This is a genomic window from Cellulomonas sp. P2_F12, assembly GCF_056403775.1.
The window spans coordinates 431,262-454,258 of the sequence record NZ_JBFUEV010000001.1 but is presented as its reverse complement, the minus strand read 5'-3'; the positions used below and the strand labels follow the sequence as shown (position 1 = coordinate 454,258).

The following is a 22,997-nucleotide window of genomic DNA, read 5'->3' as shown; positions in this document are numbered from 1 at the left end:
GGACTACGATTGCCCGATCAGGCCGCTGACCTCCCACGTGGCGGCCGTACCCCGACCGCACCACGATCTGTGAGGCTCGACGTGACCAGCGAGAACAGCCAGCCCACCACCGCGACGCACGCCGGCGTCATCGGCACCGCCCGCGTGAAGCGGGGGATGGCCGAGATGCTCAAGGGCGGCGTCATCATGGACGTCGTCACCGCGGACCAGGCGAAGATCGCCGAGGACGCCGGAGCCGTCGCCGTGATGGCCCTCGAGCGCGTCCCGGCCGACATCCGGGCCCAGGGCGGCGTCGCGCGCATGAGCGACCCGGACCTGATCGACGGCATCATCGAAGCCGTCTCCATCCCCGTCATGGCGAAGGCCCGCATCGGCCACTTCGTCGAGGCGCAGGTGCTCCAGTCGCTCGGCGTCGACTACATCGACGAGTCCGAGGTGCTGACCCCCGCCGACTACGCGCACCACATCGACAAGTGGGGCTTCACGGTTCCGTTCGTCTGCGGTGCCACCAACCTGGGCGAGGCCCTGCGCCGCATCACCGAGGGCGCGGCGATGATCCGCTCGAAGGGCGAGGCCGGCACGGGCGACGTCTCCAACGCGACCACGCACATGCGCACGCTGCGGGACCAGATCCGCCGCCTCACCTCGCTGCCGGAGGACGAGCTGTTCGTCGCCGCCAAGGAGCTCCAGGCGCCGTACGACCTGGTCAAGGAGGTCGCCCAGCTGGGCAAGCTCCCCGTCGTGCTGTTCACCGCGGGCGGCATCGCCACCCCGGCCGACGCCGCGATGATGATGCAGCTCGGCGCCGAGGGCGTGTTCGTCGGCTCCGGCATCTTCAAGTCGGGCAACCCGGCCGAGCGTGCCGCGGCGATCGTCAAGGCGACCACGTTCTTCGACGACCCGGACGTGATCGCCAAGGTGTCGCGCGGCCTCGGTGAGGCCATGGTCGGCATCAACGTCGAGGACGTGCCGGAGCCGCACCGCCTGGCCGAGCGCGGCTGGTGACGCAGGACGACGCAGTGGTGGAGGCCGCGGACGAGCAGTCCGCGGCCTCTGCCGTCCCTGCGCCCGTCGGTGGCCGCTCCGGCGCCGACGGGGGAGGCCCGGTGCACGGTCTCGGGCCCGAGTGGCGGCGCGGCGACGACGGCCTGCTGTTCCGGGAGGCCGCGCGGGTGATCCTGCTCGACGAGGACGACCGCGTGCTGCTGATCCGCGGGCACGACGTCGACCAGCCGGAGCGCAGCTGGTGGTTCACGGTCGGCGGCGGGATCGACGACGGCGAGGACGCCGCGTCGGCCGCGCTGCGCGAGGTGCGCGAGGAGACGGGCATCCTGCTCGACGCCGCGCAGCTGGTGGGGCCGGTGTTCACGCGCTCGGCCATCTTCGACTTCTTCCTTGAGCACTGCCGGCAGGACGAGATCCTCTACCTGGCGCGCGTGCCCGCGGCGTCCTTCGAGGCCGTCGACCGCGCCGGCTGGACCGAGCTCGAGCACGACGTCATCGACGAGCTGCGGTGGTGGGCGCTCGACGACCTGGACCGGGTCGAGATCGAGGTGTTCCCGGAGTCGCTGGTCGAGCTCGTGCGCGGCCTGCTGCCCGCCTGGGACGGCGTGACACGGCACCTGGGCCTCGCGCGCGAGTAGGTCAGGTGACGGCGTTCCGCGTCGTCCACTCCGGGTCGAGGTGCTCCTCGCGCTCGAGCACGACCCGCAGCGCCCGCACGGCGGTGACGAGGTCCGCGTGGGTCAGGTACGGCGCGGCGACGCCCAGGCGGACGATGTCGGGCATGCGGAAGTCGCCGACGACGCCGCGGGCGGCCAGCGCCTGGACGATGCCGTACGCGTCGGGGTGCCGGAGGGCGACCTGGGAGCCGCGGCGGTCGTCGGCCTCGGGCGAGGCGAGCTCGGCGTCCGGCAGCACCGTCGTGATCGCGTCGCGCAGGAACCGGGTCAGGGACACGGACCGGGCGCGGACGTCCTCGATCGCGACGTCGTCGAACGCGTGCAGAGCGGCCTCGAGCGCGAGCAGCGACAGCATCGGCGGGGTCCCGATCCGCGCCCGGCTGATCCCGGGGGCGCCCTCGTACTCGTCGGCCATCGCGAACGGCTGCGCGTGCCCGTGCCAGCCGGGCAGCACGTTGACGAACGCGTCCTGGTGCCGGGCGGCGACGTACCCGAACGCCGGGGCGCCGGGTCCGCCGTTCAGGTACTTGTAGCCGCAGCCCACGGCCAGGTCGACGCCGTGCTCGTCCAGCCCGACCGGCACGGCACCCGCGGAGTGGCACAGGTCCCAGAGGACGAGGGCGCCCGCGTCGTGCGCCGCCGCCGTGATGCCGGGCAGGTCGAGCAGGTCGCCGGTCCGGTAGTCCACGTGGGACAGCACGACGACCGCGACGTCGGGGCCCAGCCGGCCGGGGACCTCGTCCGGGGTGACGTGCTCGACGTGCCACCCGACCTGGTCCGCGACGCCGGCGACGACGTACTGGTCCGTGGGGAACGAGCCCGGCTCGGTGAGCACGACCGAGCGACCGGGACGCAGCGCGGCGGCGGCGTGCAGCGACTGGTGCAGGCGCACGCTGGTGGAGTCGCCGACCACGACCTGTCCGGGCGCCGCGCCGACGAGCCGGCCGATCGCGTCGCCCACCCGGACCGGCGCGTCCCACCAGCCGTGGGTGTTCCAGGACGCGACGAGGTCGTGGCCCCACTCCTGGCGCACCGCACGCTCGACCGCCTCCGGCACGCCCACCGGCAGCGCGCCGAGCGAGTTCCCGTCGAGGTACACGACGCCGGGGGGCAGGTGGAACCGGTGCCGCAGGTCGGTGAGGGCGTGAGCGGCGTCCAGAGCCGCTGCGCGCTGGTCGAGTTCGTGGGTCACAGGGCGGGAGCCTACGGGCCGGCCGCGGACTGGGCGCAGCGGTCGCGGTGCCCGATCGCGAACTAGGATCGCCCGTCGTGACCGTGACCGTCGGAGTCCTCGCCCTGCAGGGAGACGTGCGCGAGCACGTGCGCGCCCTCACCGCCGTGGGTGCCACGGCCGTCCCGGTGCGACGCCGCCGCGAGCTGGACGAGGTGGATGCGCTGGTCATCCCCGGCGGGGAGTCGACAACCATCGACAAGCTGCTGCGCGCGTTCGACCTGTTCGGCCCGGTCCAGGACCGGCTGCGCGCCGGGATGCCCGCGTACGGCTCGTGCGCCGGGATGATCCTGCTGGCCGACCGGGTGCTCGGCGGGATCGAGGGGCAGCAGACGCTCGGCGGGGTCGACGTCACCGTGCGGCGCAACGCGTTCGGCCGGCAGGTCGAGTCGTTCGAGACGGACCTGGCGATCGACGGCATCGACGGCCCGGTGCACGCCGTGTTCATCCGGGCGCCGTGGGTCGAGGAGGTCGGACCCGCGGCCACGGTGCTGGCGCGGGTGGAGTCCGGTCCCGCCGCCGGTAGGATCGTGGCCGTCCGCCAGGGCCCGTTGCTCGTGACCTCGTTCCACCCGGAGGTCACGGGGGACACCCGGGTGCACCAACTGTTCGTAGAGATCGTCCGCGACACCCTGTGAGCACCGGCGCTGCAGCCGGGCGCGGGGTCGACCGGGAGACGAAGGGGTAGCTGAAGCGATGTCGGGTCACTCCAAGTGGGCCACCACCAAGCACAAGAAGGCCGTGGTCGACGCCAAGCGGAGCAAGCTCTTCGCCAAGCTGATCAAGAACATCGAGGTCGCCGCGCGCACCGGCGGCGGTGACCTCGCGGGCAACCCGACCCTCTTCGACGCGGTCCAGAAGGCCAAGAAGAACTCGGTGCCCATCGACAACATCAACCGTGCGGTCAAGCGCGGCTCCGGCCAGGAGGCCGGCGGCGCCGACTACACGACGATCATGTACGAGGGCTACGGGCACGGCGGCATCGCGGTCCTGGTCGAGTGCCTGACGGACAACCGGAACCGCGCCGCGTCGGACGTGCGCGTCGCGTTCACGCGCAACGGCGGCCAGATGGCCGACCCGGGCTCCGTCTCGTACCTGTTCTCGCGCAAGGGCGTCGTCATCGTGCCCAAGGAGGGCACCGACGAGGACGCCGTGATGGAGGCGATCCTCGACGCGGGTGGCGAAGAGGTGAACGACCTGGGCGAGGCGTTCGAGGTCCTGTCCGAGGCCACCGACCTCGTGCCCGTCCGCACCGCGCTGCAGGATGCGGGCATCGAGTACGACTCGGCGGACGTCGTGTTCTGGCCCGCCACGCAGATCGAGGTCGACGCCGAGGGCGCCCGCAAGATCCTGCGCCTCATCGACGCGCTCGAGGACTCGGACGACGTGCAGAACGTCTACGCGAACTTCGACGCCTCCGACGAGGTCATGGCGGAGCTCGAGGACGACTGAGCCTGTCCCGGAGGGGCCCGGCCGCACCGCGGTCGGGCCCCTTCGTCGTCCCGGGCGTGGCCTCCCCGGCTGACCCCCGGTCGGCTGCGACCATGACGGCGTGCGCGTCCTCGGAGTCGACCCCGGCCTGACCCGGTGCGGTCTCGGCGTCGTCGACGGCCTCCCGTCCCGGCGCCTCGCGATGGTCGCCGTCGGTGTGGCGACGTCCGACGCCCTGTGGGACGTCGACCAGCGGCTGCTCTCGATCGAGCGGCAGATCGAGGAGTGGCTCGAGGAGCACGCCCCCGACGCGGTCGCCGTCGAGCGGGTGTTCGCCCAGCAGAACCTGCGGACCGTCATGGGCACCGCGCAGGTGGCGGGCATCGCCATGGTCGCCGCGGCCCGTCGTCGGATCCCCGTGGCCCTGCACACCCCGAGCGAGGTCAAGGCCGCCGTCACCGGCAACGGCCGGGCCGACAAGGCGCAGGTCCAGACGATGGTGCAGCGCCTGCTGCGGCTCGAGGAGCTGCCCCGGCCGGCCGACGCCGCCGACGCCCTGGCCCTCGCGGTCTGCCACCTGTGGCGTCCCGCCGGCGCGCTCGGGGCACCCCAGCGCGCACCCGGGTCGCTGACCGCCGCGCAGCGCGCGTGGGCCACCGCCGAGCAGGCGGCGCGGCGCCGCGGCTGACCGCGTGTCTTCGTACACCTGTTCGTCTGGGTGTGCCAGAGTGTCCGTCAGCTCTTGTTCTCTCAGTCAAGGAGGGTGACCGGTGATCGCGTCGGTCCACGGCACGGTGCAGGCGGTCCGGCTCGACGCGGCGGTGGTCGAGGTCGGGGGAGTGGGCCTCCTGGTGCACGCCACGCCCGCCACCCTCGCCGGCCTGCGGGTCGGGTCGACCGCGCAGCTGGCCACGTCGCTGCTGGTCCGGGAGGACGCGCTGACGCTCTTCGGGTTCGCCGACACCGACGAGCGGGAGGTCTTCGAGGTCGTGCAGACCGTCAGCGGCGTCGGTCCGCGGCTCGCCCTCGCCATGCTCGCCGTGCACACCCCGGACGGGCTGCGTCGCGCGGTGCTGGACGAGGACCTCAAGGCGCTCCAGCGCGTCCCGGGCATCGGGCTCAAGGGCGCCCAGCGCATCGTGCTGGAGCTCAAGGACCGGATCGGTGCCCCGGCGACCACGTCCGCGCCTGCGGCGGCCGTCTTCGGTGGAGACCGCCGCGACCAGGTCATCGAGGCGCTCGTGGGGCTGGGCTGGAACGCGCGGGCCGCAGGGGACGCGGTGTCGACCGTCCTGGAGGGCGCCGAGGGGCCCGTCGCGGCCGACGAGGTGGCCGGCGTCCTGCGGGCCGCCCTGCGGACGTTGGGCGGCGGACGTGGCTGACGAGTACGACGAGCTGGTGACCGAGCGGTTCGCCGCCGAGTCGCTGGTCCGGCCGGGCGCCGACGACCTCGAGCGGGCCGCGGAGGCCGCGCTGCGCCCGCGGCGGCTGGACGAGTTCGTCGGCCAGCGCGTGGTGCGCGACCAGCTCTCGCTCGTGCTCGACGCCGCGCGCGGCCGCGGCCGGGCGCCCGACCACGTGCTGCTCTCGGGCCCTCCGGGACTGGGCAAGACGACGCTCGCCATGATCATCGCCGCCGAGATGGGCGCGCCCCTGCGGGTGACCAGTGGACCGGCCATCCAGCATGCGGGCGACCTCGCCGCCGTCCTGTCCTCCCTCGAGGAGGGCGAGGTGCTGTTCCTCGACGAGATCCACCGGCTCGCCCGGCCCGCCGAGGAGCTGCTCTACATGGCCATGGAGGACTTCCGCGTCGACGTGATCGTCGGCAAGGGAGCCGGGGCCAGCGCGATCCCCCTGACGCTGCCGCCGTTCACGGTGGTCGGCGCCACCACCCGGGCGGGGCTGCTCCCCGCGCCGCTGCGGGACCGGTTCGGTTTCACGGCGCACCTCGACTTCTACTCCGCCGACGAGCTGGAGCGGGTTCTGGTGCGGTCCGCCGGGCTGCTCGGCGTCCCGCTCGACCACGAGGCGGCGGCCGAGATCGCGTCGCGGTCGCGGGGCACCCCGCGCATCGCGAACCGCCTGCTCAGGCGCGTGCGCGACTGGGCCGAGGTGCGCGGCGACGGCACGCTGAGCCTCGCGGCCGCCCGCGCGGCCCTGGAGGTCTACGAGGTGGATCAGCGGGGCCTCGACCGCCTGGACCGCGCCGTGCTGACCGCGCTGTGCACCCGGTTCGGCGGCGGACCCGTCGGCCTGACCACCCTGGCGGTGGCCGTGGCGGAGGAGGCCGAGACGGTCGAGACCGTGGCCGAGCCGTTCCTGGTGCGCGAGGGGCTGATCGGGCGGACGGCCCGCGGTCGGGTGGCGCTGCCGGCCGCCTGGGCGCACCTTGGTCTCGAGATGCCCCACGGATCGGGCACACTGTTCGGCTGAGCCGTTCCCGCATCCCGGAACCCTTCCCGGGGTCTGTGCGTTGGAGCGGCGAGCCGCTGCGCCTAGACTGCGGCGGACACACCACCCGATCGGAGCCTGTCAGCCGTGGATCCTTCCTTCCTCGTCATCCTTGCCGTCGCGCTCGGCGCCCTGTGGCTCATGTCGAACCGCACGCGCAAGCAGCAGCGGACGGCCTCGGAGTTCCGCAACAACCTCGCGGCCGGTGACGAGGTCATGACGGCGTCGGGTCTGCTGGGCACCGTGGTGGACGTCGAGGACGACGTGATCACGCTGGAGTCGGCGCCGGGCACGCAGACGCGGTGGATCCGCGCCGCGATCGCCAAGAAGATCGAGCCGGTGGTCGACGCGATCGACGACGACGTGGATGACGATGACGTCGAGGACGACGTGCACGACGACGCGGTGCTCGACGCCACGGACGACGACGTGATCGACGTCCCGGACGACCTGTCCTCGCTGCCGCCCGCCCGCAAGGACGGGGACCCGGACACCAAGTAGACCGTTTGGCCGGGGTGACGACGCCCCGGCCTTGACCCCACCGGCCGCCTCCGCGGTCGGTGCGCGCACGAGAGAAGAAACTCCGTTGGCTCCTCCTACACGCCGTCAGAGGCCCGTCCGCACGCTGGTCGTGCTCGGCATCATCATCCTCGCGCTCTTCGGCGCCATCGCCGCGGGCGTCAAGTGGTCGACGGCGACCTGGACGCCGAACCTCGCGCTGGACCTCGAGGGCGGCACGCAGATCATCCTGCAGCCCGTGCTCACGGAGACGGGCAAGAAGCCCGACTCCGCGACCATCGCGCAGGCGATCGACGTGATCCGTCAGCGCGTCGACTCCTCGGGCGTCGCCGAGGCGGAGATCACGAGCCAGAGCGGCGGCAACATCGTCGTCGCCCTGCCGGGGCACCCGAGCGAGCAGACGCTCGAGCTGGTCCGCACGTCGGCGCAGATGGCGTTCCGGCCGGTGCTGGCCATCGGCAACCCCACGCCGACGGACACCTCGACGGCGACCCCGACGCCCACGGCCTCGGCCGCGGCGGCAGCGGACGGGTCCACCCCGGCCCCGACGCCGACGCCGAGCGCCTCGGCGGAGGCGCCGTCGGACACGCCCACCAAGGCGGCGCCCGACAGCCCGAGCGACGCGGCGTACTACATCACCCCGAAGGTGCAGGCGGACTTCGACGCCCTCGACTGCACCGACCCCAAGAACCTCACCGGCGGTGTCAACGGTGACCCGGACAAGGCCTTCGTCACGTGCAGCCAGGACGGCAGCGCGAAGTACATCCTTGGTCCGATCGAGATCGAGGGGGCGCGGATCTCCAACGCCAGCTCGGGTCTGAACCAGCTGCCCAGCGGCGGTACGGGCAACGAGTGGGTCGTCAACATCGCGTTCGACAGCAAGGGCACGACGCAGTTCACGGACGTCACCACCCGGCTGCAGGGTCTGGCGGCCACCCCGCCGCAGAACCAGTTCGCCATGGTGCTCGACGGCCTGGTCATCTCGGCGCCGAGCCTGGCGTCCGGCGTGATCATCTCCAACGGCAAGGCCGAGATCTCGGGCACGTTCACGCGCGAGAGCGCCGCGAACCTGGCCAACCAGCTGAACTTCGGCTCCCTGCCGCTGACCTTCACGGTGCAGAGCGAGGAGCAGATCTCGGCGACCCTGGGGTCCGAGCAGTTGCAGAAGGGCCTCATCGCCGGCCTCATCGGCCTGGTGCTCGTCGTCCTCTACTCGATGCTGCAGTACCGGGCCCTCGGCCTGGTCACGGTCTCGTCGCTCGTGGTCGCGGGGATCCTGGTCTTCGGCGTGATCACGCTGCTCTCCTGGACGCAGGGCTACCGGCTCTCGCTGCCCGGTGTCGCCGGTCTGATCGTGGCGATCGGTATCACGGCGGACTCGTTCATCGTGTACTTCGAGCGCATCCGTGACGAGCTGCGCGAAGGTCGCACGCTCGTCGCCGCGGTGGACCGCGGCTGGGAGCGCGCGCGCCGCACCATCCTGGCGTCCGACGCCGTGAACTTCCTCGCCGCGATCGTGCTGTACCTGCTCGCGGTCGGCGGGGTGCGCGGCTTCGCGTTCACCCTCGGCCTCACCACGCTGATCGACGTGCTCGTGGTCTTCATGTTCACGCACCCCGTGATGCAGCTGCTCGCCCGCACGAAGTTCTTCGGCGAGGGGCACCGGTTCTCCGGCCTCGACCCGCGGCGCCTCGGCGTCGAGGGCTCCCGCTACGTCGGCCGCGGCCGCGTCGTCACGGGCCCGCGTCCCTCGGGCGTCGACGACGCCGTCGTCGAGGACGCACCGGTGGACGCCGAGCCCACGCCCCGCGTGCCGGTCACCGTCGGTGCGGGCACGAGCGGGCTGACGATCGCCGAGCGCCGTGCCGCGGCGAAGGCGGCGGAGCAGAAGGCCGCGACGGCCGATGCTCCCGCCGACGACCCGACGACCGAGTCCGAGCCCGAGTCCGGGCGCACCGAGGGGAACGAGCACTGATGGCCGCCGGATTCGCCCAGTGGGGCAACGACCTGTACACGGGCCGGCGGTCGTACGACATCGTCGGCCGGCGCAAGATCTGGTTCACGATCTCGACCATCCTCGTGATCCTCTCGGCGATCTTCCTGATCAAGCCGGGCCTCAACCCCGGCATCGAGTTCCGCGGCGGCTCCGAGTTCGTCGTCTCGGGCGTGGCCGACGAGAACCAGCAGCTCGCCACCGACACGGTCCTCGCGATCGCGCCGGACGAGCAGCCCAAGGTCACGACCATCGGCGCCGACGGCCTGCGCATCCAGACGTCGACGCTGACCAACGACGAGGTCGAGCAGGTCAAGAGCGCGCTGGCCACGGCGTTCGACGTCCCCGAGGCGACCAACGTCACCAGCTCGTTCATCGGGCCCTCGTGGGGCGCGGACATCTCGAAGAAGGCCATCACCGGCATCCTGGTGTTCCTCGTCTTCGTGACGATCGTGATGACGATCTACTTCCGCAACTGGCGGATGGCCGTCGCCGCGCTGCTCGCGCTGTTCCACGACCTGATCATCACCGTCGGCGTGTACGCGGCCGTCGGCTGGGAGGTCACGCCGGCGACGGTGATCGGCTTCCTGACGATCCTCGGGTACTCGATCTACGACACCGTCGTCGTGTTCGACAAGGTGCGCGAGAACACCGCGGACACGCTCGACCAGTCGCGGTTCACGTACGCCGAGAAGGCCAACCTCGCGGTCAACCAGACCCTGGTGCGGTCGATCAACACCTCGGTCGTCGCCCTGCTCCCGGTGAGCGCGATCCTGTTCGTCGGCGCCTTCATCCTGGGCCCGGGCACGCTGCGGGACATCGCCCTGGCGCTGTTCGTCGGCATGCTCATCGGCACGTTCTCGTCGATCTTCCTGGCGACGCCGTTCGAGGTGACCCTGCGCGAGCGCGAGCCCGCGCTCAAGGCCCACACGGCGAAGATCCTCGCGGCCCGCGCCGCGCGCGCGGCCGGCGGCGAGACCGACGCCGAGCTGGTCGGCCCGGGGCTGCACGTCGCGGCGGGGGCCCTCAAGCCGGGCTCCCACCAGGGCGTCACCGCCCAGCCGAAGCGCAAGCGATGACCGGACCGGACGGCGCGGCGGGGGCTCCCACGGGGGTCCCCGCCGCGCGTGCGGCCGTCCTGGGGCGCATCGACCAGCTCGTGCGCCTGGTGCCGGACTACCCGCAGCCGGGCGTCCTCTTCCGGGACATCACCCCGCTGCTGGCCGACGCCGCGGCCTTCGCCGACGTCGTCGCAGAGATCGCGGACCGCGTCGACGGGCGGGTCGACCTCGTCGCCGGCATGGAGGCCCGCGGCTTCCTGCTCGCCGCACCCGTCGCGGTGGCGCTCGGCGCCGGCGTCCTGCCGGTCCGCAAGGCCGGCAAGCTCCCGGGCCCGACCGCCTCGGAGTCCTACGAGCTCGAGTACGGCACCGCGACCATCGAGATCCACCCCGCCACGGTTCCCGCCGGCGCACGCGTCCTGGTGATCGACGACGTGCTCGCCACGGGCGGGACGGCCGCCGCCACGGTGTCCCTCCTGCAGAGGTGCGGTGCGCACATCGTCGGCCTCTCGTTCCTGGTCGAGCTCGAGGCCCTCCGCGGCCGCGACCGGCTGGCCGGGCACGCGATCGACGTGCTCGTCGCGGTGCCCTGACCAGGCCCGTCACCGGCCTCGTGACCGTCCCACCCCGCGCGCGGTCGTAGACTGTCGCCTCGACCGTGGGAGGGGGTGTGATGAGCGAGGACGTCCGCACGCCCGAGACCGGTGTCCCGGCAGCACAGAGCGACTCCCCGTCGAGCCGCATGCGCTCGCGCCTGGGCAGGTTCGGCGCCCGCAGCGGTGCCGCCTTCCCGGCGATCGAGCCGGTGCTGCAGGCCGCGCGCACCAACCACCCCAAGGCCGACCTGGCCGTGGTCGAGCAGGCCTACGTCGTCGCCGAGAAGGCGCACCGGGGCCAGCTGCGCAAGAGCGGCGACCCGTACATCACGCACCCGGTGGCTGTCGCGACGATCCTCGCCGAGCTGGGGATGACGCCGTCGACCCTCGCGGCGGCGCTGCTGCACGACACGGTCGAGGACACCGACTACTCGCTCGACCAGCTGCGGCGGGAGTTCGGCCCCGAGATCGCGATGCTGGTCGACGGCGTGACCAAGCTGGACAAGGTCACCTACGGCGACGCGGCGCAGGCCGAGACCGTGCGCAAGATGGTCGTCGCGATGTCGCGCGACATCCGCGTGCTGGTCATCAAGCTGGCCGACCGGCTGCACAACGCCCGGACCTGGAAGTTCGTCGCCGCGGCGTCGGCCGAGAAGAAGGCCCGCGAGACCCTCGAGATCTACGCGCCGCTGGCCCACCGGCTCGGCATGAACACGATCAAGTGGGAGCTCGAGGACCTCTCGTTCGCCACGCTGTACCCCAAGGTCTACGACGAGATCGTGCACCTGGTGGCGGAGCGCGCGCCGGCCCGCGAGGAGTACCTGGCGACTGTCCGCGAGCAGGTGGGCGCGGACCTGGGCAAGGCCAAGATCCGCGCGACGGTGACCGGCCGGCCGAAGCACTACTACTCGATCTACCAGAAGATGATCGTGCGCGGCCGCGACTTCGCGGACATCTACGACCTCGTCGGGGTGCGCGTCCTGGTCGACTCGGTGCGGGACTGCTACGCGGCGCTGGGTGCGCTGCACGCGCGGTGGAACCCGGTCCCGGGGCGGTTCAAGGACTACATCGCGATGCCCAAGTTCAACCTCTACCAGTCGCTGCACACCACGGTGATCGGTCCCGGCGGCAAGCCCGTCGAGATCCAGATCCGGACCCACGACATGCACCGCCGTGCGGAGTACGGCGTCGCCGCGCACTGGAAGTACAAGGAGAGCGCGAAGAACGGCAGCTCGGCCGACCCCGATACCGCCGGCAACGACATGCAGTGGCTGCGGCAGCTGGTCGACTGGCAGAAGGAGACCGCCGACCCCAGCGAGTTCCTGGACTCGCTGCGGTTCGAGATCGCCGGCTCCGAGGTGTACGTGTTCACGCCCAAGGGCGACGTCATCGGGCTGCCCTCGGGCTCGACGCCGGTCGACTTCGCGTACGCGGTGCACACCGAGGTGGGCCACCGGACCATGGGTGCCCGCGTCAACGGCCGCCTGGTCCCGCTCGACTCCTCGCTCGAGAACGGCGACGTCGTCGACGTCTTCACCTCGAAGTCCGAGACCGCGGGGCCGTCCCGGGACTGGCTCGGCTTCGTCAAGAGCCCCCGCGCGCGCAACAAGATCCGCCAGTGGTTCTCGAAGGAGCGCCGCGAGGAGGCGATCGAGCACGGCAAGGACGCCATCGCCAAGGCGATGCGGAAGCAGAACCTGCCGATCCAGCGCCTGCTGTCGCACGAGTCCCTGGTGGCCCTGGCCAACGAGATGCGGTACGCCGACGTGTCCGCCCTGTACGCCGCGATCGGCGAGGGGCAGGTCTCGGCGGCGACGGTCGTGCAGCGGCTCGTGCAGTCGATGGGCGGCGAGACGGCGGCCGAGGAGGACCTGGCGGAGGTCGCGCGGCCCGGCCAGACGCAGCGCCGGGTGCGCACCGGCGACCCGGGCGTGGCGGTCAAGGGTGTCGACGACATCTGGGTCAAGCTGGCCAAGTGCTGCACACCCGTTCCGGGTGACGACATCGTCGGCTTCGTGACCCGTGGCGCCGGCGTGAGCGTGCACCGCAGCGACTGCATCAACGTGCAGAGCCTGCGGGCCGAGCCCGAGCGCATGGTCGACGTCGCCTGGAGCCACAACAGCACGTCGCTGTTCCTGGTCCAGATCCAGGTCGAGGCGCTGGACCGCAGCCGCCTGCTCTCCGACGTCACGCGCGTGCTGTCCGATTCGCACGTCAACATCCTGTCGGCGTCCGTCTCGACGTCCCGGGACCGGGTCGCGCTGTCGCGGTTCGTGTTCGAGATGGCCGAGCCGAACCACCTCGCGTCGGTGCTCGCCGCCGTGCGCAAGGTCGAGGGCGTGTTCGACGTCTACCGCATCACGGGGGCCAAGGCCGCCGAGGAGCCGGTCATCCGGGCCTGACGTCGCCGAGCAGCTGCAGGGTGGCGTGCGCCCGGCGGATCCCGCGGTGCCCTCGCAGGGTCTCCAGGTGCGTCACCGCCCGGTCGGGGTCGAAGCCGACGGCCTGCAGGTCGTGGAGCAGCGGGACGGCCTCGTCGGGCTCGAGCATCCTGGCCAGGTCGACGCCGGTCCGCTGCACCGAGGTGGCGCGCAGGTCGCCCACCCGGACGACGTCGTCGGGCGCCAGGATGGCCTCGGCCGCGACCCGGGCCGGATGCGGGTCGGTCCGCCGCCCGCCGGTCCGGACCAGCACGTCGACCCGGTCCGGCGGGTGTGCGCCCGTGTGGACCCACGCGGCGGTCCGCCGACCGATCACCCCGCGGGAGGGCACCAGCGGCGCCAGCGCGATCGCGCGCAGCTCCGGGGTGTCGTCGAGGTCGGCGGCGATGGCGACGTCTCCCCAGACGACCCGGAGCACGCCGTCCCGGAGCAGCCCGAACCACGCGGCGGACCCGACGTCCTGGCGCCGGACTGTCCGGGGGAGCGTGAGCGTGGTGGCGCGGTAGTCGTCGAGGAGGCTGCTCACCCGTGCAGCATGGCGGCCGGCGGGGCCGCCAAGGAAGCCCGAGCGGACCTGTGGACGACGAGGGCCCCCGTCCCGGTGAGCCAGTTCGGCCTTGAGTGTCGGTGACGGTGCAGGTTCCACGGCCACCTGCCACAGTTTCACGACCGCGCTCGCGTTGCCGGAGCTTGAGCCGGCGGTCGACCGCCGGCAGCAGTGCCCCACTCGCCACAACTTCCAGGAGCACCGACACGAATGCGACCGCCGAGAGTCACGGTCGGCCGGGGAAAGGTCGGAGGCAACGCTCGGTCGACGGGGGGACGGGGGTCGGCGGGCACGGCACGGGCGTCATTCGCTCGGCTTCTCGCTCCCGAGCCGACCGGGCAGCGACCTCACCGGACGGTGAGCACGGGATCACCGACCCGCACGTTGCGGTCACCGACGAGCTCGGCGCCGGCGCCGGCGGGCTGCCGACGATGTTCGGCGCGGACACGGCGGCCGCGGCGACCGCCAGCACAGCGACGGCACCGGCCAGACGAGCGCGGTGCGGTGACGTCGTCCGAGCGGGGGTCGGCTCCGGTTCCAGTTCGAAGTCGAAGGTGAGCAGGGTCGTGACATGAGGTCGACGTGATCGGTTCATGGGTCGACCGTCGGCCGGGGCGGTATGAGACCGTCCCTCCTCCGGTATGCACCCGGTATACGGGTAATTGACCGTGGTGGGCGGCGAGAACACACTGCGGAGATGGCCGTCCGCGTTCTGGGGCCGATCGAGCTCGATGGCGATTCATCGTTGAGCCCACGGGCGCGCACGGCCCTGTGCGCACTGGTGCTGCGCCGTCCGCTCGCCGTCAGCCTGGACGAGCTCGCGGACGCCAGCTGGGGTCCGGCGCTTCCGACCACGTGGCCGAAGCAGCTGCAGGCCACGATCGGGCACCTGCGCAAGGCCCTGCCGAAAGACGCGGTGGTCACCTGCCCGGGCGGTTACCGCCTCGACTTGCCGCACGGGGAGGTCGACGTCGACGCGTTCGACGACGGCGTCGCTCGCGCGCGGTCGTTCGCGGCTTCCGGGGAACCGGACCGCGCCGTGAGTGCGTACAGCCGGTCGCTGGCGCTCTGGCGGGGAGACCCGTTCGTGGAGCTGCGCGAGTGGGAGGGCGCCGCGAGCGAGGTGGCTCGGCTGACCGAGCTGCGGTCCACCTGCGAGGAGGACCTCCTGGATGCCCGACTGGCGGCCGGCGAGCACCGCAGCGTGGCGAGCGACGCCCGCAAGCTGCTCGAACAAGACCCGCTCCGCGAGCGGCGGTGGGCGACCCTGGCACTGGCGCAGTACCGCTGCGGACGACAAGGGGACGCCCTGCTCACCCTGCGGGACGCTCGCCGGCACCTGGTCACCGAGCTCGGAGTCGACCCCGGCACCCAGCTCACCGACCTTGAGCAGCAGATCCTCCATCACGACCCCAGGATCGCCGCGATCCCGCCCGCGCCAGTCGGCCACCAGGACTGCCCCTACCGCGGCCTCGCCGCATTCGGCGTGGACGACAGCGAACATTTCTTCGGTCGGGACACGGAGATTGCCGCGTGCATGGACCGGCTGCGCGCGAGTCCGCTGCTCCTGATCGCGGGGCCGTCCGGAGCGGGCAAGAGCTCGCTGGCGCGCGCCGGCGTGGCCGCGGCGCTCCGTCGCCAGGGTAGGCCTGCGGTCGTCGTGATGCCGGGGCCGGACCCGGTCGGCAGCCTGCGGGAGGCGATCGGTGGTACCCCGGCGGGCGCGGCCCTGGTGGTCGACCAGCTGGAGGACCTGTTCGTCGGCGGGTACCGCGAGAGCGCGGTCCGCGACTTCTGCCACGTCCTCGCGGCGGCGACGGACGAGCGCCTCGTCGTCGTCACCGTGCGGGCCGACCAGATCGCGGGACTGAGCATCGACGCCGGCCTGGCACAGCTGACGGAGAAGGGGCTGCACCTGGTCCGACCGCTCACCGACGACCAGCTGCGGGAGGTCATCGAGGAACCGGCCCGGCAGGCCGGCCTGCGGCTCGAGCACGGCCTGGTCGAGCTGCTGGTCAACGACGCCGGCGACGGCGCCGGGTCGCTCCCGCTGCTGTCACACGCCCTCGTCGAGACCTGGCGCCGCCGGGACGGGGCGGTACTGACCGTCGACGGCTACGAGGCGTCCGGGGGCATCTCGGCAGCCGTCGCTCAGACCGCCGAGCGCATCTACGAGGGCTACTCGGAGGCGGACCGGTCCACGTGTCGAGCCCTGCTGCTGCGCCTGGTGACGCCGTCGGTCGAGGGCGGCGCGATCCATCGTCGCCAACCGCTGCGCGCCCTGGGCCTCGAGGGTGGCCGCGACCGGGTGATGAGCGATCTCGTCCGGGCGCGCCTCCTGACCGCCGACGAAGGCACGATCGAGATCGCGCACGAGTCGCTGGTGCGCGCCTGGCCCCGCCTGCGAGCGTGGCTCGACGACGACGCGGCCGGCGTGCGCATCCTGCGGCACCTGAGCGCAACCGCGAACGGCTGGGACACCCTCGGGCGCCCGAACGGCGAGCTGTACCGGGGTGCCCGCCTGGATGTCGCGCTGGAGTGGCGGGCGACCACGACACCCGACCTGACTGCCGTCGAGGACGACTTCCTCGACGCTGCACAGGCACAGCGCGAGGCAGACGAGGACCAGCTGGCCCAGCGAGCGGCACGCGACGCCCGCCAGAACCGTCGGCTGCGGGCGGCCCTCGCGGGCGCGGTAGCGGTCCTCGTCCTCGCGATCGTGGCGGCCTCGCTGGCGGGCGTGAGCCGTTCGGACGCTGCACGGGCGCGAGATGCCGCCGAGCTCCAGGTGCTGGTCAACCAGTCCATCGCGCTGCAGGCCACCAACCGTGACGCGGCGGCGCTGCTGGCCGTCGAGGCCTACCGCCGAGCACCCGGCGACGCGCATGCACGCTCGGCTCTGCTGAGCACCTTCACCGCCGCCCCAGGCTTCGTGAGCTACCGACGGGTCCGTGCCGCCACACGGATCGCGGGGGCGAGCGTCCCGAGGACCGCAACCGCGGTCGTCGTCCTCGATGGCCAGACGCCACAGCTGGTGAACATCGAGGACGGCTCTCTCATCCGTCCCTTCGATCCGATCTCGACGTCCGACCAGGGGCCGCGCCCGCTCATCCGGGTCAGTGACGACGGCACCCGAGTGGCGATCCAGTGCGGCAGGTCCCTGACCGTGGACGAGATCGCCACCGGGACACGGCTCCTCGGCCCTGTGACCACGGGCCCGGCGGGGGAGCTCGCCCTCGACCGGCACGGGCAGGTGGTCGTGACCGTCGCGGGCAACGACGGCTCCGTGACGTCGCGAAGGGTCCAGGACGGCGTCGTGCTCGCGACGGCCAGGGGCACCGGGAAGGCAGCAGCTGCGTTCGACGGCTCGGGGCGACTGGTCGTGGGCTCGTCGGACGGTCCCGTCGTCCGGGTGCTCGACCCGACCTCGTTGGTCACGCTGCGGACCATCGACGCCCCAGCACCGTCCTCCAGGAACCGTACGGGCGGGGTGGAGGGCACCCCGAACCAGTCCCCCGTCGATCAGCACCTCCCGGGCAGGCAGGCCGTCGTCGATGACCACGCCGTCGCTGCCGGGGACGACCTGGTCGTCCTGATCGGCACGTCCTCGATGCTGGCCGTCGCGCCGTCCACCGGGGCGATCGCGTGGACGGCCGACCTCGGAGCCGACCGCAGGGCCTCGTGCTCGTGGTCCACGGTGGCTCTCGAGGCCGGTCTCGTGCTCTGCGGCGACCGGTTCGGAGTCGTGCGGGAACGCAGCCTCACCACCGGAGTCGAGAACGGCGTCGAGCTCGACATCCAGCGGGGAGACGTCGGGGAGCTGTCGGTGTCGCAGGGCGAGCTCGTGGTGTTCGGCGCCGGAGCGCCGGTGATCACGCGCTGGATGGTCGACGGGTCGGGACCCGTGACCCGCCTCCTGCCCCGGGGCTCTGTCGCTGTGGCCGGGTACGACCCGGACGGGAAGCTGTTCCTGACGGCGCGTCGGCCCGCGGACGCGCAGAGCACGGCGGACCTCACGTCCTACGCGGTGTGGGACGCGCGCACGGACACTCAGGTGCAGGCGTTGCCCGACCGGGTTCTCGGTGTGGAGTGGATGTTCCGGGGCATCGTCACGGCCTACGTGCAGGGCTTGAGTAACCTGCGCCCGATCGATGTGGAGACCGGCCGGCAGGTGCCTGGTGGCCTGCTGGTGCCCGAGAGCGCCGGAGAGATCTGGTCCACCCCGTCGGGCGACCGCGTGTACGTGTCGATGCCCGGCTGGCAGCTCTGGGTGGGCAGCCGGGCCACGCAGGAGTGGGACGAGCACCCGATCGACGGCAGCAACCAGGCCGTCATCGACATGTCCGCGACCTCGGACGGCTCACGATTGGCGATCGCTCTCCAGGACGGCGACCCGAATCAGACCAGCGCCCTGTCCGCGGACGTCGGGACGACCACGGTCGTGCAGATGTACGACGGCCGCACCGGCAAGCCCCTCGGAACGGCTCGGCCCGGCGCCGACGCGGTCGCCCTCAGGGACGACGGCCTGCTCGCCGTCGCCCGACGCGGGTCGGTCTCGCTCGTGGACAGCGAGACGATGCAGACGCTTCGTGACCTGCCGGGAGCGCGCGGTGCCATCTCGAACCTGCAGTTCTCCGACGACGGCACCACCCTCATCGCTGCGGCCGACGACCAGAGCGTCAGTGTCTACGACGCGGACGCCGGAATCCGGCTCGGCGAGCCGATCCCGAGCTCCGCACCCCGGTATCGCGAGGTCAGCGTGCCCATCGGCCCCGAGCTGCCGTACGGAACCCCCGTCATGTACCCGGGCTACCTGCGCCCCGACGGGCGAGGCGTGCTGGTCACCGTCGCCCAGGGCGTCGCGGAGTGGGACCTCGACCCCGCCCATCTCAGCGCAGCGGCGTGCGCGGTCGCAGGTCGGAACCTGACCGAGGTCGAGTGGGCGACCTACGCCTCCGCACTCGGTCCCTACCGGCAGACGTGCCCCACAAAGTCGTCGTGACCCTTCCCTCCTCCGGCGCACGGAGCTACTGCTGCACCGGCGTGCCGTTGGCCTCGGCACCCGCCGGCGGACCTCAACGCTCCCTGCACGGCGCCTTCGCTCATGGTTGGGGTCACGCAGTACTTCCTCGGGCGCAGTGCGGACATCGACGACGTGCCGCTCAACAGCATCGGTGGCGCTGGGTGTCGCCCCGGGCGCCTGGGCCGTGCGAGCGCTGACGTCGACCCGCACGCACGTAGGACTGGTGGCCGACCCGGCCCAGACCGCTTCCTACGCGGAGACCGTTCCGAGGGAGGCGTGAGGGCGTAGTCGGGGCCGTTGGCCCCAGAGCCCGGCACATCACGCACCGTGTACCCCCACCACAAACCGAACTGGCCGGTGAGGACGAAGGCCCGCGTCGACGGTCCGGTCAGCCGCGCGCGTCCTGCGCGGCCCGCTGCACCTGCTCGAGCCACGCGCGCCGGGCGTCGAGGGCGGCCTGGGCGTCGGCGATACGACGCGTGTCGCCCGCCGCCTTGGCCCGGTCGAGGTCCGCCTCGAGCCCGGCGATGGCCTGCTCGAGCTGAGCCGCAGCCCCCTCGGCGCGTGCGCGCGTCTCGGGGTTGGTGCGACGCCACTGCGCCTGGTCCGTGTCCCGCACCGCGGTCTCCACGGCGCGCAGGCGGCCCTCGATCCGCTGGACGTCGCCGCGCGGAACCTTGCCGGCGGCCTCCCAGCGGTCCTGGATCTTGTGCAGCGCAGCCTTGGCGGCCACGAGGTCCGTGACGGGCAGGAGAGCCTCCGCCTCGGCGAGGAGCGCCTCCTTGACCTCGAGGTTCCCGCGGAACTCCTCGTCGGTCGCGGCCGACTGGGCGTCGCGCGCCGCGAAGAAGGCGTCCTGGGCGGCGCGGAAGCGGGCCCACAGCGCATCGTCGTCGGCGCGGCTGGCGCGTCCTGCGGCCTTCCACTGGGCCATGAGGTCGCGGAAGACCCCGGCCGTGGCGCCCCAGTCGGTGCTCGACTGCAGACGCTCCGCCTCGGCCACGAGCTCTTCCTTCACGTGCTTCGCCGAGGCGTTGCGCGTCTCGAGCTCGGCGAAGAAGTGCCGGCGCTCACGGTCGAAGGTGGTCCGGGCGTGGCTGAACCGCTTCCAGAGCGACTCCTCGGTCGGCCGGTCGAGGCGCGGCCCCGAACGCTGCGCCTCCTTCCACTGGTCCAGCAGGGTGCGCAGCTGCTCACCGGCCGGGCGCCACTGGATCCGGGACGGGTCCGTCGCGGCGATCTTCTCGGCCTGCTCGACGATCTCGGTCCGGGCGACCACGGCCGCCTCACGGGCCGCCGCCCGCTCGACCTCGGCCGCCGCGCGGCGCTCGGCTGCAGTCGCCTGGAGGGCCTCGAGACGAGCGCGCAGGCCGTCGAGGTCGCCGACCGCGGCCGGCTCGGCCACCTCGTCGGTGAGCCGCACGAGCGTCTGGTCGATCTCCTTGACGGACAGGTCCGTCGCGCCGAGCCGGGCCTCGAACAGGGTGACCTTGGCCTGCAGGTCGAGGAACCGCCGCACGTAGAGCGCGAGAGCCTCCTCCTGCGTGGCGCCGGGGTACTGGCCGACGACGCGCTCGCCTGCGGCCTCGCGCACCGAGACGTTGCCCTCCTCGTCGACGCTGCCGAAGGTGGCCGCGTGGGCCGCCTCGGCGGCGTCCTGCGGGGGCGCGACCGGTGCGGCCGGGGCGGCGGCGACCGCCGCCGGGGTCGGGTGCGCCGGCGGGTGCGGCACCGGGCGGGGCCGGGGGACCGGGCGGATCGCTGACGGGGCCGGCTTCGGCGCGGGCGCGGCGGGAGCCGTCTCCTGCGCGCTCGCCTCGGCGGGGGCCGCCTCGGCAGCGTCGGTGGCGCCATCCGCAGAAGCGGCGACGGCCACCGCGGACGTCTCGTCGGCGACGACGTCGGCCGGGGTGTCGGTCACGGTCTCGTCGGCGACCGCCTCGGCGGGAGCGGCGTCGTCGGCGACGGCGACCTCGGCGACGGGAGCGGCATCGTCGGCAACCACGTCGTCGGCAACAGCCACGTCGTCGGCAACAGCATCGTCAGAGGCAACGTCATCGGCAGCCGCCTCATCGGCGACCGCGTCGTCGACAGCCGCGTCGTCGACAGCCGCGTCCTCGCCGGGAGCGTCCTCAGCCGGAGCGTCCTCGACCGCAGCGTCTTCGACCGAAGCGCCCTCGACCGGTGCCGGAACGTCTGCGGACTCGGGGGCGTCGGGCGTGACCGTGTCGGGAGCCGCAGCGTCGACCTCGTCGGCCACCACCTCGGGCTGCTCGGCCTCGAGCGCGGGGGCGGAGTCCTCGAGCTCGGGCGCGGAGTCCTCGGGTACGGGTCCGGACGTCGGGGTCTGAGTCACTGGATGTTCACTCCCTCGATGATGACGTCGGACACCGGGACCTGGGTCCCTTCGACGGTGCCCGCGTCGGCGATGGCCTGCAGCACGTCCATCCCGGACGTGATGTGGCCGAACACGGTGTAGCCACCCGCACTGTCTGCGGGAATAGGTGAATCCTTGTAGACCAGGAAGAACTGGCTGCCCATGGAGCTGCCGTCGTTGCTGGTCCGCGCCATGGCGATGGTGCCGGCGGGGTAGATGCCGTCGGCGGGCGCGTTCTCGATCGGGCCCCAGGTGTAGCCGGGCCCGCCGGTGCCGCCGGTCGTCGTGTCGGCGACGCCCAGCGCGGTCGGGTCGCCGCACTGCAGCACGAAGATGCCCGTCGTGGTCAGGCGGTGGCACTTCGTGGTGTCGAAGAAGCCCTTGCCGGCGAGCGTGACGAAGTTGGCGACCGCCTGGGGCGCGGCGGCGCCGTCCAGCTCGATGCCGACGTCGCCCTGCGTGAGCGTGATGTCCCCGGTCCAGGTGCGGTTCTCGGCGAGCGAGGGGTCCGGCACCTCGGCGGAGTTCGCCGGGGGAGTCGTCGACGTGGGCGAGGCGGTGGCGGTCGGCGCGGCGCTCGGCGTGTCGTTGGTCAGCGCGAACGCACCGACCACGCCGATGGTCAGCACGAAGGCTCCGACGACGCAGCCGGCGATGACCTGGTTACGGCGCCGCTTGGCGCGGGCGGCGGCCTGACGCTGCTGCCACTTCTCGTACCGGCGGCGCTCGTACTCACGCTCGCGCTTGCTGGACACGCACACACTCCTCGCGTCGTCGTGCCGTGCGGCAGGTCATCCACCTGCCGCACTGCATGAAGGGAACCCGGGACAGTCTAGGCAAGCCTGCGCATCCGGCGACCAGCGACGCCACGGGGTGACATCACAGTCCGGACACGCGCGACGGCTACCGTGCCTCCCATGCAGGTCATCACGATCGAGTCCGCGGTCTTCGGGGCCCGCTGCAGCGTCCTCGTGCACGACGACGGGTCGTGCGTCGTCATCGACGCCGGCGCGGGCGTCACCGACGACGTGCTCGGGCTGGTCGCCGATCGCGGGCTGCGTCCGGTCGCCGTCCTGGCCACTCACGGTCACGTCGACCACACGTGGGACGCCGGGCGGCTCTCGGAGGCCCTCGGGGTCCCGGTCATGCTCCATGCCGCCGACGCCTACCGGCTCGAGGACCCGTTCGGCACGCTCGGGCTCGGGCAGCCCACGCACGACCCGTCGGGCCCGCTGGGCCAGGCCCTGGCCGCGGTCGGCGTCGACCCGGCCGGATACGTCGCCCCGCGGCGCGTCGAGACGTTCGGGTCCGACGACGGCGAGCGCTCCCCGGACACGGTGCTCGCGCTCGGGGGCTTCGAGATCGTCGCGCGGCACGCGCCCGGGCACACGGAGGGCTCGACGCTGTACCTGGTGGAGTCCGTGGCGTTCACCGGCGACGTGCTGTTCGCCGGGACGATCGGCAGGACTGACCTGCCCGGTGGCGACGGCGCGACCATGGCGCGGACGCTGCGCGAGGTGGTCGCGACCCTCCCGCCGGCCACCGTCGTCGTGCCCGGACACGGGCCGACCAGCGACATCGCCGCCGAGCTGGCACGCAACCCGTACCTCGCCGGTCTCTGAGACCCCGGGCGTCTGGAAAGATC

18 protein-coding genes are annotated in these 22,997 nt (G+C 72.7%); 14 read left to right on the top strand and 4 right to left on the bottom strand.

Annotated elements, in window-relative coordinates:
• Positions 1-81: 81 nt before the first annotated feature.
• The gene (pdxS, locus tag AC1DWH_RS02025; RefSeq protein WP_370503673.1) at positions 82-1,005 is read left to right on the top strand and encodes a pyridoxal 5'-phosphate synthase lyase subunit PdxS; all 924 of its coding nucleotides are present in this window, start codon (positions 82-84) and stop codon (positions 1,003-1,005) included.
• Entirely contained in the window at positions 1,002-1,643 is a 642-nt protein-coding gene (locus AC1DWH_RS02020; RefSeq protein WP_456844986.1) for an NUDIX hydrolase, read from the top strand. The genes pdxS and AC1DWH_RS02020 overlap by 4 nt, the downstream gene beginning before the upstream one ends.
• 1 nt (position 1,644) lies before the next feature.
• Here AC1DWH_RS02020 and kynU read toward each other — a convergent pair whose 3' ends face one another.
• Positions 1,645-2,874, bottom strand: coding sequence for a kynureninase (gene kynU, locus AC1DWH_RS02015; RefSeq protein ID WP_477092253.1), 1,230 nt, complete (start codon positions 2,872-2,874; stop codon positions 1,645-1,647).
• Positions 2,875-2,951: 77 nt separating this feature from the next.
• Between kynU and pdxT the strand changes: the two genes are divergently transcribed.
• The 10 genes from pdxT (at position 2,952) to AC1DWH_RS01965 (ending at position 13,366) form a co-directional block, all read left to right on the top strand.
• Positions 2,952-3,551 carry a pyridoxal 5'-phosphate synthase glutaminase subunit PdxT gene (pdxT, locus tag AC1DWH_RS02010; protein ID WP_477092252.1) on the top strand — a complete coding sequence of 200 codons (600 nt, stop codon included), beginning with the start codon at positions 2,952-2,954 and terminating at the stop codon, positions 3,549-3,551.
• A gap of 58 nt (positions 3,552-3,609) precedes the next feature.
• Complete coding sequence (locus AC1DWH_RS02005; RefSeq protein WP_456844983.1) at positions 3,610-4,365, top strand: YebC/PmpR family DNA-binding transcriptional regulator; 756 nt, start codon at positions 3,610-3,612, stop codon at positions 4,363-4,365.
• A gap of 100 nt (positions 4,366-4,465) precedes the next feature.
• Positions 4,466-5,032, top strand: coding sequence for a crossover junction endodeoxyribonuclease RuvC (ruvC, locus tag AC1DWH_RS02000; RefSeq protein WP_477092251.1), 567 nt, complete (start codon positions 4,466-4,468; stop codon positions 5,030-5,032).
• 82 nt (positions 5,033-5,114) lie between these two features.
• Entirely contained in the window at positions 5,115-5,726 is a 612-nt protein-coding gene (gene ruvA / locus AC1DWH_RS01995; RefSeq protein ID WP_477092250.1) for a Holliday junction branch migration protein RuvA, read from the top strand.
• Complete coding sequence (gene ruvB / locus AC1DWH_RS01990; RefSeq protein WP_477092249.1) at positions 5,719-6,777, top strand: Holliday junction branch migration DNA helicase RuvB; 1,059 nt, start codon at positions 5,719-5,721, stop codon at positions 6,775-6,777. Before ruvA ends, ruvB begins: the two co-directional genes overlap by 8 nt.
• Before the next feature lie 105 nt (positions 6,778-6,882).
• On the top strand, positions 6,883-7,296 hold the full coding sequence (yajC, locus tag AC1DWH_RS01985) for a preprotein translocase subunit YajC (protein WP_477092248.1): 414 nt from the start codon (positions 6,883-6,885) through the stop codon (positions 7,294-7,296).
• Positions 7,297-7,426: 130 nt separating this feature from the next.
• Positions 7,427-9,289 carry a protein translocase subunit SecD gene (secD, locus tag AC1DWH_RS01980; protein ID WP_477092247.1) on the top strand — a complete coding sequence of 621 codons (1,863 nt, stop codon included), beginning with the start codon at positions 7,427-7,429 and terminating at the stop codon, positions 9,287-9,289.
• Positions 9,289-10,386, top strand: a complete 1,098-nt coding sequence (gene secF, locus AC1DWH_RS01975; RefSeq protein ID WP_456846951.1) for a protein translocase subunit SecF — start codon at positions 9,289-9,291, stop codon at positions 10,384-10,386. Before secD ends, secF begins: the two co-directional genes overlap by 1 nt.
• The gene (locus AC1DWH_RS01970) at positions 10,383-10,961 is read left to right on the top strand and encodes an adenine phosphoribosyltransferase (protein WP_456846952.1); all 579 of its coding nucleotides are present in this window, start codon (positions 10,383-10,385) and stop codon (positions 10,959-10,961) included. The genes secF and AC1DWH_RS01970 overlap by 4 nt, the downstream gene beginning before the upstream one ends.
• 80 nt (positions 10,962-11,041) lie before the next feature.
• Entirely contained in the window at positions 11,042-13,366 is a 2,325-nt protein-coding gene (locus AC1DWH_RS01965; RefSeq protein WP_456846953.1) for a RelA/SpoT family protein, read from the top strand.
• Here the strand turns inward: AC1DWH_RS01965 and AC1DWH_RS01960 are convergent.
• Positions 13,353-13,931: a hypothetical protein gene (locus AC1DWH_RS01960; protein ID WP_477092246.1), complete on the bottom strand. Its 579-nt coding sequence runs from the start codon at positions 13,929-13,931 to the stop codon at positions 13,353-13,355. The two genes, AC1DWH_RS01965 and AC1DWH_RS01960, sit on opposite strands and share 14 nt — an antisense overlap.
• Before the next feature lie 718 nt (positions 13,932-14,649).
• Here AC1DWH_RS01960 and AC1DWH_RS01955 point away from each other — a divergent pair.
• Positions 14,650-18,954, top strand: coding sequence for an nSTAND1 domain-containing NTPase (locus AC1DWH_RS01955; RefSeq protein WP_477092245.1), 4,305 nt, complete (start codon positions 14,650-14,652; stop codon positions 18,952-18,954).
• A 409-nt stretch (positions 18,955-19,363) separates the two neighbouring features.
• Here the strand turns inward: AC1DWH_RS01955 and AC1DWH_RS01950 are convergent, their stop codons facing one another.
• Both AC1DWH_RS01950 and AC1DWH_RS01945 read right to left on the bottom strand, forming a co-directional pair.
• Positions 19,364-21,331 (bottom strand): DUF349 domain-containing protein, encoded by a 1,968-nt coding sequence (locus tag AC1DWH_RS01950; protein ID WP_477092244.1) that lies wholly within the window; start codon positions 21,329-21,331, stop codon positions 19,364-19,366.
• Positions 21,328-22,107 (bottom strand): peptidylprolyl isomerase, encoded by a 780-nt coding sequence (locus tag AC1DWH_RS01945; protein ID WP_477092243.1) that lies wholly within the window; start codon positions 22,105-22,107, stop codon positions 21,328-21,330. Before AC1DWH_RS01945 ends, AC1DWH_RS01950 begins: the two co-directional genes overlap by 4 nt.
• A gap of 162 nt (positions 22,108-22,269) precedes the next feature.
• Between AC1DWH_RS01945 and AC1DWH_RS01940 the strand changes: the two genes are divergently transcribed.
• Positions 22,270-22,974 (top strand): MBL fold metallo-hydrolase, encoded by a 705-nt coding sequence (locus tag AC1DWH_RS01940; RefSeq protein ID WP_477092242.1) that lies wholly within the window; start codon positions 22,270-22,272, stop codon positions 22,972-22,974.
• Positions 22,975-22,997: the final 23 nt, after the last annotated feature.

Coding starts and splice junctions, on each gene's coding strand:
- AC1DWH_RS01970 (WP_456846952.1), top strand. CDS start 10,383: ATGACCGGACCGGACGGCGCGGCGGGGGCTCCCACGGGGGTCCCCGCC.
- AC1DWH_RS02005 (WP_456844983.1), top strand. CDS start 3,610: ATGTCGGGTCACTCCAAGTGGGCCACCACCAAGCACAAGAAGGCCGTG.
- AC1DWH_RS01955 (WP_477092245.1), top strand. CDS start 14,650: ATGGCCGTCCGCGTTCTGGGGCCGATCGAGCTCGATGGCGATTCATCG.
- AC1DWH_RS01940 (WP_477092242.1), top strand. CDS start 22,270: ATGCAGGTCATCACGATCGAGTCCGCGGTCTTCGGGGCCCGCTGCAGC.
- secF (WP_456846951.1), top strand. CDS start 9,289: ATGGCCGCCGGATTCGCCCAGTGGGGCAACGACCTGTACACGGGCCGG.
- AC1DWH_RS01965 (WP_456846953.1), top strand. CDS start 11,042: ATGAGCGAGGACGTCCGCACGCCCGAGACCGGTGTCCCGGCAGCACAG.